Below are 13,024 nucleotides of genomic sequence, written 5' to 3'. Positions count from 1 at the left end.
CATCATAACTCCCGACAGAGAGCCAAACAGGTAACGGAGTACCCAGCCCACGATAATCGCATAACCGATCGCGATTCCCAGAGAACCGATCAGAGGGATGGCGCCGAGAACTCCCCCGCCTCTTCTCCCTCTGCTCTTCAGCGCATAGCCGTAAGAACCGATGGGTCCGGTCCCAGTCAGTCTTCCGAATGCAAATTCCCCCGACAGCCCTACCATACCGAATAGAAAGATAAATCCGAAATAAACGAGTAAAAAAGCTGCGCCTCCGTACTGCCCCACGCGGTAGGGGAACATCCAGATGTTCCCCATTCCGACCGCAGAGCCCACGGAGGCCAGTATAAATCCAAGCCGCGAGCCGAACTTGCCGTTCTTCCCCGCAGTATGTGTTTTTTCTGACATGTCTCTTTGTACCTTACCCCTTGATTTTATCGCTGGCCTTCCTCATTGGGCGGCCTTTTCCCGGCCTTTTTACCGGCCTTCTTTCTTATGCTTCCTCTGTTTCGCGTTTCTCTGCCACTTCGCCCTGCTTCTTGTAGATGCAGCCGCCGTCAACACAGCCTCTCACGCTGGAAAGAGGATAGATATTGGATTTCGGTCCGATTACGGTTCCCGGATTTAAGACTGAGCCGCAGCCAACTTCCACGAAGTCACCCAGGATCGCGCCGAATTTCTTTAATCCGGTCTCGATATCTCCATCCTCTGCGTGAACCTTGACCAGAGTCTTGTCAGACTTCACGTTGGAGGTGATGGAACCGGCACCCATGTGTGACTTATAGCCCAGGATGGAGTCGCCTACGTAGTTGTAATGCGGTACCTGAACGCCGTCAAACAGGATAACGTTCTTTAACTCACAGGAGTTTCCCACAACGGCGCCTTCACCAACGATGACGTTGCCGCGGATAAATGCGCAGTGACGGATCTGTGCGCCCTTACAGATGATTACGTTATCGGCCAGACACGCGGTCGGCGGCATCTTGACGGATTTGTGAATCCAGATGGATTTGCCCATGCGGTTGTATTCGTCTTCCGGAAGCAGCTCGCCGAGGGAGGTAATATACTCACCGATCTTCGGGAGGATCTCCCACGGATACGTGTTTCTTTCAAATAAAAGTTTTGCTATGGTATGGCTGGTATCAAATAAGTCCTGGATTTGCATATCTTCTTTTTTCATGGTCTTAAGTCTCCTATTTTGTTTTTTTATAATTAGCCGCCGCCGCATCAAATGCGCCCCGAAGGCCGTATTGATTGTTCAGCCTTAATACATTGGCCGTGCGTCCAGCGACAAAATTCTCGAGTTTCTGCATGTATTCGTCGGATGTAATGCTTCCCTCCGCCACGTAGGTAAGCCCTTTTTCCCAGCTGGCCGTCAGCTCCGGATTCAAAAGCTGGCGGATCGAGGCGTTTACTACGTCAAAGATCATCTCCCCTAATAGTGTCGGGGTAATAACCTGGGTCTTCTGGTTCAAAGCCAGATATTTAATATTGAACAGCTTCTTTAAAATCTCGGCACGGGTCGCACTGGTACCGATGCCGCTTCCCTTGATCTGGGCCCGCAGCTCATCGTCCTCGATCAGCTGGCCCGCATTCTCCATAGCCAGAATCATGGAACCGGAGGTGTAGCGCTTGGGCGGTGATGTCTCACCCTCCTTGATGGCCAGACTCTTAAGCGGGATTACGGCGCCCTTCTTCAGAGTCCCCAGCATGGCGATAAATTCCGGATTATCCATGTTTTTCTGTGTGGAATCCGTGCTGCCCTCCTCAGAGTCTCCGGAGGCATTCTCCGCCTGTCCGTCCTTTGGTTTGGCATCCGGTTTTTTCTTGCTTCCCGGAACATCCGCCACCTTTAAGTATCCCGCCTCCAGCATGACGCGGAAGTTAGCAAAAAAGTGTTCCTTATCGATAACCAGCTCCAGCGCGTATTTCTGGTAGATGGCCGGAGGATAAAAGATGCTTAAAAATCGTCTGGCAATTACCTCATAGACCTTCGCGGAAAGCGGCGACAGGCTTCGTAAGGCCCCCATGCCCTGTCCGGTCGGTATGATCGCGTAATGGTCCGTAATCTGTTTATCATTCACGTACCGCGTTTTTGCAATCCCTTTAAAGGAACCGGACTCCAGTGCTTCGGCCGCGAATCCGGCCAGCGGTTCAAAGTTCTTTAAGCCTCCGATGTTCTTGTAGATCTCCTTCGCCACCGCGGTGGAAAGGACTCTGGCATCGGTTCTCGGATACGTTACCAGCTTCTTCTCATACAGTTCCTGGACGACCTTCAAGGTCTCATCCGGACTGATCTTAAACATCTTGGAGCAGTCATTCTGAAGCTCCGCCAGGTTGTAAAGAAGCGGAGGATTCTTCGTCTCCTTCTTCTTCTCAATGGCCTGCAGCACCGCATTCATGGGCTGAACCGCGGAAAGTGCCCGGGTTAAGGCTTCCGCTGTCTTTCTCTCTTTAAATCCGTTCTCCTTATAGAGATACGGGGATTCAAAATATCTGGAGCCCGGGGCACTTTTCCACTCTCCGTCAAAATCTATGTCCTTAGGAGAGAACGTACCGATCACCCGGTAAAACGGAGTCTTTACAAAGTCCCTGATCTCCCGCTCCCGTCGGATTACCATACCCATGACACACGTCATGACGCGTCCCACGGAAATCACCGTGTTCTTTCCGGTTCTTAAGTAATTCGAAATATTCTGCCCATACTTTAGTGTGAGCAGACGGGAAAAATTAATTCCCATCAAATAATCTTCTTTTGCTCTTAAATAGGCTGAGGCGGAAAGATTATCGTATTCCGTCTCATCTTTTGCCTCCCTGATTCCTCTTAAAATCTCTTCCTCTGTCTGAGAGTCGATCCATACCCGCTTCTGGGCCTTATCCTTCACATCAGCCATCTGGGCCACCAGACGGTAAATATATTCTCCCTCGCGTCCCGAGTCGGTGCAGACATATATCGTATCCACGTCCGGCCGGTTCAGCAGACCGCTCACGATTTTAAACTGTTTTTCGACGCTGGGAATCACTTCGTATTTAAATTCCTTCGGTAAAAAAGGCAGAGTCTCGAGACTCCATCTCTTGTATTTTGGATCGTAGCATTCCGGATAGCTCATGGTAACTAAATGGCCTACGCACCATGTGACAATTGCCTGTTCCGATTCAATATAACCGTCGCTGCGCCTTCCGTTTATCTTAAGCGCGTTGGCAAATTCCTGTGCTACACTTGGTTTTTCTGCAATGTATAAAGATTTTGACATGTATATCCCCACTGATTTCTATTCATAACCCGTCTATTATACCATTGAAAATCCGGAATATCAATGATACAATTATAAACAATTCTATTTCTATTTTATTACGTTAAAGTGAAGGAGTCCTATTATGTCTATTGCAAAAGTAAAAGAATATCTGAGAGATTATGGCAGAGACTGTGACGTACAGGAGTTTCCGGTGTCCAGTGCCACGGTGGAATTAGCGGCCAAAGCGCTGTCCGTAGAACCTGCCCGCATCGCCAAAACCCTTTCTTTTCATGGAGATGAAACGAACGGCTGTATTCTGATTGTCACAGCCGGAGACATGAAGATCGACAACGCCAGGTTTAAGAAACAGTTCGGTTTTAAGGCCCGGATGCTGGGCGCCGAGGAAGTCGCCATGCTGACCGGCCACGAGGTGGGCGGCGTCTGCCCGTTTGCCAATCCGGAACACGTGACGACTTACCTGGATGTCTCCATGCAGCGGTTCCCCTCCGTATATCCGGCGGCCGGAAGCGCCAGTTCCGCGATTGAGCTTACCTGCGAGGAGCTCTTCAAGTATTCACAGGCAAAGGAATGGATCGATGTCTGCAAGGCAAAAGATGTACAGGCCATATAAAGAATATCCAGGTTGAACTTATGATATAATTGCTTGTTTCTTTATATGAACAATGATATACTAACATTGGCTGAAGATGGTAACGTGATACTAGTAATCCATATCAGGAGGTATTCATATGTTAGAACACAGTGATTTGCAGGCAATCAGGGACATCATGAAAGAAGAAATCGGAAGGTCAGAAAATCTTCTCAAAGATATTATAAAGACCGAGATCGGCAGGTCAGAAAATCTCGTATTAAATGAGGTTGACAGGGTACAGGAGAATCTTGAAACGAAGATGGAACAGCTCAAAAGAAATATGGATGAGTTGACACAGTATTATCGGACGGTAAAACTAGATCATGAAAACAACGCCCTTTTCCTTCAGATGATTCAGGAAATCAAAAAAGAAGTGAACGAACTCAAAATGAAAATCGCATAAAGATTCCAAATGAAAATATTGCATTCCTGGCAAAAGCAAGTAAAAGAAGAGGCAGTGAAAAAGAGTTGATCTAACTCCATTTTTTAGCTGCCTCTTCCGCTCTTATCACAGTTTGTCATTTTAAACACATCTTTATCCTGTGTACTGGCTTGCCTGCATCTGAAGCATCTCCACGTACGGATTCAGAGCCGCTGTCGGTTCGTCCTCTAAAACCGTCTCTTATAAGCTCTATAAAGATTATAAAAACCGGATGTCGCCCGTCTTCCGTGGCGCTGTTCTCTGATATTTCACGGCTGGATATCCCAGAAGCATACAGCAGGCAAGCGTTCTGCCTTCGAGTCCCAGCCACTCCATCAGTTTCGGACTCACGCTGACCGTTCTCTGCAGATAGCCGCTGTATAGGGCACCCGCGCCCTCGGCCACCGCCATATTTTCCATATTGGCGGCCGCCAGACCTCCATCCAGCGGATTATCTGCTGCCGTAATCAGCAGGCACGGCGCATTAAAGAAGAAGGTATCATCCTTGGGGTCCTTCTTCCATTTCTCATAGAAACGTGTAAAGGCCCGCACGTAGTCTGGTTTCGTCTCCTGCATAATCTCCAGAATGTATGGAAATTCTGACCAGAACAGTTCCTTGAACTCGGGTAAGCGTGTCTGTACTGCCACAAAGGTACACGCCTGCGCGTTCTTCGCCGTTGCGGTATAGCGCCCCGCTTCGATGATCCGCTCCAGCACTTCCCGGCTGACTGGTGTATCCTTATAGCTGCGGATGCTCCGGCGGAATTTAACCGCGTGAAGAAAGTTTTCCGGAGATACGGTGAACGAATCCTTTTGATACTTTTCCACCCCCGCCATATCATACTCCGGTATGGAAACCGCCTCGGAGGGACAGACTGCCACACAGTGGCCGCAGGTGATGCAGGGCCATTTGACAGCGGCCTTTTTCTCGTTTAAAACAATCGCGTTTCCCGGACAGTCCTGCACGCAGAGACCGCATCCGATACACCGTTCTTCATCAATTATAACTGCACTGTTCATCATTCAGTTCTCCTTTTCCTACTTCAATTTAAGATGCCGTTTTTTTCCTGTATTCGGAGAGAATCACTGCCGCAAACATGAATACACAGCCGGCCATCAGCCGGACTGTCAGCGGATCTCCCAGGAAGATCACGGAAAAGATAAGACCGAATACCGATTCAAACGATAAAAGAATGGATGAGGTGTTCGGCGTTAAATATTTCTGCCCCACATTCTGGAGCAGGAACCCGATCATTGTGCTGAAAATTCCCAGATACAAAAGACCGATCATCATTGTGTTGTCAATTACCCCGCCGTCAAACGGCCCTTCCAGAATCGGCGCGATAATCCAGCTCAGGGCCGCTGCCACCACCATCTGCAGCACCGTCATCGTGACCGGGTCGTGATCCGTCGTATAACGGTCGATAAATACAATGTGGACCGCGTAGAAGAAGCCGCAGATCAGGGTCAGTAAATCTCCGAGGTTGATGGATAAATCCCCTTCCAGCGACAGCAGCGCAAGGCCCACAACCGCGATACAGGCGGCGATGATATTATTTCTCTTCGGTTTCTTGTGGTTAAAAAACCAGTGAAGAAATGGTACGAGGATCACATACAGTGTGGTGATAAACGCATTTTTGCTGGCCGTCGTGTACTTTAATCCATACGTCTGAAAGAAATAGCTGACAAAGAGAAACACACCCAGCAGTCCCCCGCAGAATAAATCCGATTTGTTGATCTTCATCACCTTTCTCCAGAATACCAGGATCAGTGCGATAGCCGCTATGGTAAAGCGAAGCGCCAGTAAGTAGGTGGGGGAAATGATATCCACCGAATTTTTCATGACAACAAATGCGCTTCCCCAGATGATGGTCGTGATGATCAGCCCGATGGCTGCCAGTATTTTGATTCCTTTTCCGTCTTTCGTACCCATAGGTCTCCCTAATGTCCTTTCACATACACATGGGCTGCCAAGGCCGGATTATGGCCGTGGCAGCCCTTTGCTTTTTATGGTGCTGCAGTGTTTAAAGCGTTACCAGCGTGTAAACCGGTATATCGTAGTAGTCCGGTATTCCTCTCCCGCTTTCAGTACCGGCGAAGGAAATTCCGGCATATTCACTGCGTTTGGATAGTACTGTGTCTCAAAGCAGTAGCCGTATCTCGGGGCATATACCATGCCGTTCTTACCGGCCGGTCCTGCACCGAGGAAATTGCCGGTGTAGAACTGCATTCCGGGAAGGTCCGTGTAGACCTCCATGCGGATCCCCGTTTTGTCGGATTCAGCTGCCGCGGAAAGTTCAGTCTCCCCGGGAGCATGGTTTAAGATCCAGTTATGATCGTAGCCTTTGCCGAGAATCAGAGCCTCATACTCCTCTTCGATGTCGCGGCCAATTACCTTCATGGCAGTGAAGTCCATAGGCGTACCAGCCACCGGCACGATCTCTCCGGTCGGAATGGAGCCTGCGTCCGCCGCCGTATACGTATCCGCGTCGATCCATACTTTCTGGCCCATGGCATTTCCGCCGTCCTGGCCATCCAGATTAAAGTAGCTGTGATTCGTAAAGTTTGCAACCGTATCGCTGTCGGAAACCATATGGTAAGCGATGACCAGGCTGTCATCCGGTGTCAGCGTGTAGCTCACCGTGATGTTGGCGTTTCCCGGGTATCCCTGATCACCGTCGGGACTGAACAGAGAAAAGCGGATGACGGTTCCGAGAGTGCCCTCCTCTGTCTCGGCCTCCCAGAGACGGTCGTGATACAGATCCGGCGCGCTGTGCAAATTGTTCGTTCCGTCGTTAGCCGCCAGCCGGTACTCTTTCCCGTTCAGCGTAAACTTCGCCCCCGCAATGCGGTTGGCGTTGCGGCCGATCGGTGCTCCGAAGTGGGGCGGATTCTCCAGGTACGCCTCCACACTGTCATATCCCAGAACCACATCGACGAGTTTTCCGTCTCTGTCAGGCACGTTCATCGTCACCCATGTGCCGCCCAAATCGGTAAAAGAGGCCGACACGCCATTATCATTAGACAGCGTATAGAGAGTGACTGCTTCTCCTGAAGGCATAACTCCCCACTGTTCTTTCCTGTAAGCCATTTCAGCTACCTCCGAGTTTCTCTTATTTGTGTCACTATTTTGCCTGAATATATCCCTGCGCCGTTAAAAGCTCTGCGCAGAGCACCGCGCCGCCGGCCGCGCCGCGGACCGTGTTGTGGGACAGGCCGACAAATTTATAATCGTACACCGTATCCTCACGGAGACGTCCGATGGAAACACCCATACCATTTTCAAAATCCACGTCCATGGTAACCTGCGGACGATTGTCTTCATACAGATACTGGATAAACTGCTTTGGAGCACTTGGAAGCTCCAGTTCCTGAGGAAGCCCCTTGAAGCTTACGAGGCGCTCGATCAATTCCTCCCTGGTCGGTTTTCTGCGGAATTTCACGAAAACTGCGGCTGTATGGCCGTTTAAGACCGGAACACGGATACACTGGCAGGTGATAACCGGCTCGCTCGCTTTGACAATCTCTCCGTTCTCTACCTTTCCCCAGAGTCTTAACGGCTCCTGCTCGCTCTTCTCTTCCTCGCCGCCTATGTATGGGATGATGTTGCCTTCCATCTCAGGCCAGTCCTTAAAGGTCTTGCCTGCGCCCGAAATTGCCTGGTACGTTGTAGCCACCACCTCATACGGCTCAAACTCTTTCCAGGCGGTTAATACGGGAGCGTAACTCTGGATGGAACAGTTCGGTTTTACAGCGATGAAGCCGCGCTCTGTGCCGAGACGCTTTCTCTGATCCTTAATCACTTCGAAGTGCTCCGGGTTGATCTCCGGCACTACCATCGGCACATCCGGTGTCCATCTGTGCGCGCTGTTGTTGGAAACGACCGGTGTCTCCGTCTTCGCATATGCTTCCTCGATCGCCTTGATCTCTTCCTTCGTCATATCGACGGCGCTGAATACGAAATCCACACTGGCGGCAACTTTCTCCACCTCGTTTACGTTCATCACGGTCAGCTTCTTTACTGCTTCCGGCATCGGAGTCGTCATTTTCCAGCGGTCTCCTACGGCCTCCTCATACGTCTTTCCAGCGGAACGGGGGCTGGCAGCCACGGTCACCACCTCATACCAGGGATGATTCTCGAGCAGAGAAAGAAATCTCTGTCCCACCATACCTGTCGCACCTAACACACCAACCTTTAACTTCTTTTCCATAGTTTTCTCCTCATTTCATTTCTTTTTTCAGACTATCCTATAACAAAGTTAAAAAAAAATCAAGGTTTATTCGTCACAAAAATACATTTGTACGTCTAAGAGAGACATTTTCCTGGAATGTACGTCCTGGAAAAGAATCGCACGCTTTAAAGACGGGCCTTGCTGCCCTTTCCGTCACGCTTTCCGATCTTTAAGCGGTTCAAATGAACTTCCTTCTTCTTGTATTCGATCACCGGATCCTCTCCCAGTAAGTAGACGGTCTCCAGTTCCTCTCCCTGAGCCAGCTTAATGCCCCGCACGCCTCTGGAATTCTTCTTCATCTCAGGAATCTCTTCCAGTGCAAAACGCAGGAATACGCCGCTTGAGGTCTGAAGCACCACCTCGGTCTCCGCCCGGAGAACTAAAATCGATACCACATCGTCGCCTTCTAAAAGCTTAGTAGCGGCTACGGTCCTGTTGTTTGTCTCGAATTCCTCTCCCGGCACTCTCTTTACGAGCGCCTGCTTCGTGGCGAAGAGGAAGCGGCTGCCCTTCATGGATTCCGCGCTGCAGAGATAGATAATCTGCTCTTTTGTGCCGTCGTACTTGCTTAAGTTGTCGATCGGCGTACCCTTGTCCCTCAGCTTTCCGTAAGGGATATCGGCGGCCTTCACCTGATGCAGGTTGCCGGTATTGGTGAAAATGCAGATCTTGTCTGTATTGAAGCACGATACCACGTGAACGTTCTCCGTCTCGATGGTCTCTCTGTTGCGGTCGTATGTGGACTTGTCCAGCAGCTTGCAGTAGCCGAACCGGTCCATAACGAACACCACCTCCGAGACGGCCACGGCAGTCTCATCGTAAACAGCTTCTTTTCCATCCTCGATGAGCGTGCGGCGCGGTGTGGCAAATTCCTCTTTGATAGCCTCCAAGTCCTTCTTGATCACGACGTCCATATTGGCCCGGCTCTCCAGAATATGCTGGTACTCGGCGATCTTCGCCATCGTCTCCTTATACTCCTTCTCCAGAGCCAGAATCTCCAGACCGATCAGCTTATATAAACGCATCTCTAAAATGGCGCTGGCCTGCTTCTCCGTAAAATGAAGCTGCCCCGCCTCCTTTTCAAATCCGGCTGTCCGGAATTTGATGTTGGAGATATCTCCTGTCATCAGGCAGGCCTTGGCATCCTTTAAGCTCTTGGAGCCTCTCAGCACGGCGATAATCAGATCGATGATATCGCAGGCCTTGATTAAGCCTTCCTTGATCTCCTTTTTCTCCAGTTCCTTCTCCAGCAGCGCCTGGTATTTGCGTGTTGCATTGTGATACTGGAAGTCCAGGTAATTTTTGAGGATTCCCTTTAAATTCAGGGTCTCCGGCCGGCCGCCGGCGATGGCGAGCATGTTGACACCGTACGTATCCTCCAGCTTCGTCTTCTTATAAAGGATATTGCGGATCTTTTCCACATCAGCGTCTTTTTTCAGCTCCAGCACAATGCGGATGCCGTCCTTGTTGGACTGATTGGAAATGTCCACTACATCGGTCAGCTTCTTTGATTCCACCAGTTCCGCCACGTCCACAAGGAACTTGTTGATGCCAGCGCCGATCATGGTATAGGGAATCTCCGTAATAACCATCTTGTCCTTGTCGGCCTTCCGTTTTCCCAGTTCGATATCGATCTTTCCGCGAAGCTTGATCTTTCCGCTTCCCGTCTCATATATCTCCGCGAGCCCGCTCTTATTGGCGATGATGCCGCCAGTTGGAAAGTCCGGGCCCGGCATGTATTCCATCAGTTCCCTTGTTGTTATCTCAGGATTGTCGATGTAGGCTCTGACGACGTCGATGACTTCCCCCAGGTTATGAGGCGGAATACTGGTGCTCATACCGACCGCAATTCCCTCCGCGCCGTTAATCAGAAGATTCGGCACACGGACTGGAAGCACCTCTGGCTCCTTTTCCGTCTCGTCGTAGTTGGGGATAAATTCAACCGTCTTATCCAGATCCTTTAAATAGACTTCCTCTGCAAACTTCTCCAGCCTGGCCTCCGTGTAACGCATGGCAGCCGCGCCGTCGCCCTCGATGGAACCGAAGTTGCCGTGTCCGTTTACAAGGGGCATTCCCTTCTTGAACACCTGGGACATCACAACCAGGGTTTCATAGATGGAGCTGTCGCCGTGGGGATGGTACTTACCCATGGTATCGCCCACAATACGCGCCGACTTTCTGTGCGGCTTATCGTGGTTTAACCGAAGCTCACTCATATCATATAATACACGCCGCTGTACCGGCTTTAATCCGTCTCTCGCATCCGGGATTGCCCTGGCAGTGATAACGCTCATGGAATAGTTCATGTAGCTCTTCTGCATTTCCTCGGAATATTCTGTTTTTACAATCTTCTCAGCCATGTTCCCTCTCCTTACGCATCAATCTCTGCTTCATCCGCATGCTCGTAAATAAACCGGCGCCGCGGCGGAACGTCGCTGCCCATCAGCATCTCCGTGATTTCGGAGGCCATGCGGGCATCCTCGATCTCCACCTGCTTCAGCACCCGGTGATCCGGGTCTAACGTGGTTTCCCAGAGCTGCTGCGCATCCATCTCACCAAGACCTTTGTAGCGCTGCAGCGTAAAATCACCGGTGTGGGTCTTCCGGTAGCGCTCCAGCTCCTTCTCATCGTAAAGGTACTGTTCCTCGCCGCGCTTCGGAATCACCTTAAAGAGGGGCGGCATGGCGATAAACACATGGCCGTCATAGATCAGTTCCGGCATGAAACGGTAGAGGAACGTCAGAAGCAGGGTGTCGATATGGCTTCCATCCACATCGGCATCCGTCATCAGTACGATCTTATTGTAACGAAGCTTGGAAATATCGAAATCGTTGCCATAGCCCTCCGAAAAGCCGCATCCGAAGGCGTTGATCATCGTCTTGATCTCGGCGTTGGCCAATACCTTGTCCATGGAAGCCTTCTCCACGTTGAGAATCTTTCCGCGGATGGCAGAATGGCCTGGTACATCCTGTTTCGCGCAGTTTTGGCAGAACCGCCGGCGGAATCTCCCTCGACGATGAAGATCTCGCATTTCTCCGCGTCACGGCTCTCACAGTTGGCCAGCTTTCCATTGCTGTCAAAGGAGAATTTCGACTTGGACAGCATGTTCGTCTTGGCCTTTTCCTCCGCCTTTCTGATCTTCGCTGACTTTTCCGCACAGGAAATAACTGCTTTCAGAATCTCTAAATTCCGGTCGAAATAGCGCTGCAGTTCGTCTCCCGTCACTGTGAAGACCGCCTTCGTGGCATCCGCACTGGCCAGCTTCGTCTTCGTCTGTCCCTCGAAGATAGGATCCGGATGCTTGACCGCGACCACAGCCGTCATGCCGTTTCTCGTATCTGCGCCTGTAAAGTTGGCGTCCTTCTCCTTCAATATCCCCAGTTCCTTGGCATAGCTGTTGATCATCTGCGTAAAGCGGGTCTTAAAGCCGGCTAAATGGGTGCCGCCCTCCTGGGTGAAAATATTATTACAGAAGCCCAGAATGTTCTCCTCAAAGGTATCCACGAACTGGAAGGCTACCTCCACCTCCACCCGGTCGATGGTGCCTTTATAATAGATTGGATCGTGAACTGGAGCCTTTCCGGAGTTCAGTTCCTTTACGTAAGAGATGATTCCCTCCGGCTCATGGAACAGGACGGTCTCCTCCTCACCCGCTCTCTTATTCTGATATGTGATCTGAAGATTGGGATTTAAGTAGGCCGTCTCGTGAAGGCGGCTCTTCAGCCAGTCCGCCTTAAAACGGGTCTTTTCAAATATCTCTCCGTCCGGCAGGAAGTTGATCTCAGTTCCCGTCTCCTTCGTCCTTCCCAGCGTAGGAAGCAGGCCATCCACCAGTTCTACCGTCGGAATGCCCCGCTCATATGCATCATAATGAATCTGACCGTTCTTATATACCTTTACGCTCATCCGTTCCGAAAGAGCATTTACAACAGAAGAGCCGACTCCGTGAAGTCCGCCGCTTGTCTTATATGCATCATTATCAAATTTGCCGCCCGCATGAAGGGTGGATAATACGATTCGCTCCGCGGACATGCCCTTCTTATGCATCTCCACTGGAATTCCTCGTCCCGCGTCTTTCACGGAACAGGAACCATCCGCTTCCAGTGTAACCCAGATCTGGTTACAGAAGCCAGCCAGATGCTCGTCCACCGCATTGTCCACGATCTCATAGATCAGATGGTTAAGCCCCTTCGTGCCGACACTGCCTATATACATACCCGGACGTTTCCGGACCGCTTCCAGCCCTTCCAGTACGGTAATACTGTCCGCATTATACTGTGTTTTCGCCATGATACTCCTCCACATCTTGTATTGTCTTTTGCTATTATACAATGAAATTCCTGCACTTGGCAAGTTTTTAACACATTTTTTCAAAAAAGTATTGAAATTTATACCAGAGTCGTGCTATAATATATGACGTGTCAGTAAACTGGCTAAGCAGATATAGTTCATTGGTAGAACATCAGCTTCCCAAGCTGAGGAGGCGGGTTCG

General features: G+C 50.4%; 9 protein-coding genes and 2 pseudogenes. 2 read left to right on the top strand and 9 right to left on the bottom strand.

The features are described from left to right. The 3 genes and pseudogenes from ACLTD4_RS30040 to ACLTD4_RS30030 all read right to left on the bottom strand — a co-directional run. Window positions 1-399: pseudogene (locus ACLTD4_RS30040) on the bottom strand (sodium-dependent transporter); the annotation flags it as partial. 85 nt (window positions 400-484) lie between these two features. Further along, window positions 485-1,171: a UDP-N-acetylglucosamine pyrophosphorylase gene (locus ACLTD4_RS30035; RefSeq protein ID WP_002604272.1), complete on the bottom strand. Its 687-nt coding sequence runs from the start codon at window positions 1,169-1,171 to the stop codon at window positions 485-487. Window positions 1,172-1,184: 13 nt separating this feature from the next. Continuing rightward, window positions 1,185-3,245: a DNA topoisomerase gene (locus ACLTD4_RS30030; protein WP_117623520.1), complete on the bottom strand. Its 2,061-nt coding sequence runs from the start codon at window positions 3,243-3,245 to the stop codon at window positions 1,185-1,187. A 124-nt stretch (window positions 3,246-3,369) separates the two neighbouring features. Here ACLTD4_RS30030 and ACLTD4_RS30025 point away from each other — a divergent pair, with 124 nt between their 5' ends. Next, the gene (locus ACLTD4_RS30025) at window positions 3,370-3,858 is read left to right on the top strand and encodes a YbaK/EbsC family protein (protein WP_117623521.1); all 489 of its coding nucleotides are present in this window, start codon (window positions 3,370-3,372) and stop codon (window positions 3,856-3,858) included. Between the two features lie 118 nt (window positions 3,859-3,976). Next, window positions 3,977-4,282 carry a hypothetical protein gene (locus ACLTD4_RS30020; RefSeq protein WP_117623522.1) on the top strand — a complete coding sequence of 102 codons (306 nt, stop codon included), beginning with the start codon at window positions 3,977-3,979 and terminating at the stop codon, window positions 4,280-4,282. 237 nt (window positions 4,283-4,519) lie between these two features. Here ACLTD4_RS30020 and ACLTD4_RS30015 read toward each other — a convergent pair whose 3' ends face one another. From ACLTD4_RS30015 to ACLTD4_RS29990, 6 genes and pseudogenes are all read right to left on the bottom strand, one after another. Next, window positions 4,520-5,323, bottom strand: a complete 804-nt coding sequence (locus tag ACLTD4_RS30015) for a nitroreductase family protein (protein ID WP_117623523.1) — start codon at window positions 5,321-5,323, stop codon at window positions 4,520-4,522. Between the two features lie 25 nt (window positions 5,324-5,348). Beyond that, a complete protein-coding gene (locus ACLTD4_RS30010; protein WP_117623524.1) occupies window positions 5,349-6,233 on the bottom strand; it encodes a DMT family transporter in 885 nt (294 codons plus the stop codon). 99 nt (window positions 6,234-6,332) lie between these two features. After that, window positions 6,333-7,391 (bottom strand): aldose epimerase family protein, encoded by a 1,059-nt coding sequence (locus ACLTD4_RS30005; protein WP_117623525.1) that lies wholly within the window; start codon window positions 7,389-7,391, stop codon window positions 6,333-6,335. A gap of 34 nt (window positions 7,392-7,425) precedes the next feature. Continuing rightward, a complete protein-coding gene (asd, locus tag ACLTD4_RS30000) occupies window positions 7,426-8,511 on the bottom strand; it encodes an aspartate-semialdehyde dehydrogenase (protein ID WP_055652625.1) in 1,086 nt (361 codons plus the stop codon). Window positions 8,512-8,657: 146 nt separating this feature from the next. Beyond that, entirely contained in the window at window positions 8,658-10,892 is a 2,235-nt protein-coding gene (locus ACLTD4_RS29995) for a DNA topoisomerase (ATP-hydrolyzing) subunit A (protein WP_117623526.1), read from the bottom strand. A gap of 11 nt (window positions 10,893-10,903) precedes the next feature. Beyond that, window positions 10,904-12,822: pseudogene (locus ACLTD4_RS29990) on the bottom strand (DNA gyrase/topoisomerase IV subunit B). Window positions 12,823-13,024 lie beyond the last annotated feature (202 nt).

The organism is Hungatella sp., from assembly GCF_046966825.1.
The sequence above is the reverse complement of the archived record's forward strand: the minus strand, read 5'-3'. Positions and strand labels throughout refer to the sequence as shown.

What these genes read in the sequence shown, in the direction of transcription:
- ACLTD4_RS30035 (WP_002604272.1), bottom strand. Translation starts at nt 1,171, where the DNA reads ATGAAAAAAGAAGATATGCAAATCCAGGACTTATTTGATACCAGCCAT.
- ACLTD4_RS30030 (WP_117623520.1), bottom strand. Translation starts at nt 3,245, where the DNA reads ATGTCAAAATCTTTATACATTGCAGAAAAACCAAGTGTAGCACAGGAA.
- ACLTD4_RS30025 (WP_117623521.1), top strand. Translation starts at nt 3,370, where the DNA reads ATGTCTATTGCAAAAGTAAAAGAATATCTGAGAGATTATGGCAGAGAC.
- ACLTD4_RS30020 (WP_117623522.1), top strand. Translation starts at nt 3,977, where the DNA reads ATGTTAGAACACAGTGATTTGCAGGCAATCAGGGACATCATGAAAGAA.
- ACLTD4_RS30015 (WP_117623523.1), bottom strand. Translation starts at nt 5,323, where the DNA reads ATGATGAACAGTGCAGTTATAATTGATGAAGAACGGTGTATCGGATGC.
- ACLTD4_RS30010 (WP_117623524.1), bottom strand. Translation starts at nt 6,233, where the DNA reads ATGGGTACGAAAGACGGAAAAGGAATCAAAATACTGGCAGCCATCGGG.
- ACLTD4_RS30005 (WP_117623525.1), bottom strand. Translation starts at nt 7,391, where the DNA reads ATGGCTTACAGGAAAGAACAGTGGGGAGTTATGCCTTCAGGAGAAGCA.
- asd (WP_055652625.1), bottom strand. Translation starts at nt 8,511, where the DNA reads ATGGAAAAGAAGTTAAAGGTTGGTGTGTTAGGTGCGACAGGTATGGTG.
- ACLTD4_RS29995 (WP_117623526.1), bottom strand. Translation starts at nt 10,892, where the DNA reads ATGGCTGAGAAGATTGTAAAAACAGAATATTCCGAGGAAATGCAGAAG.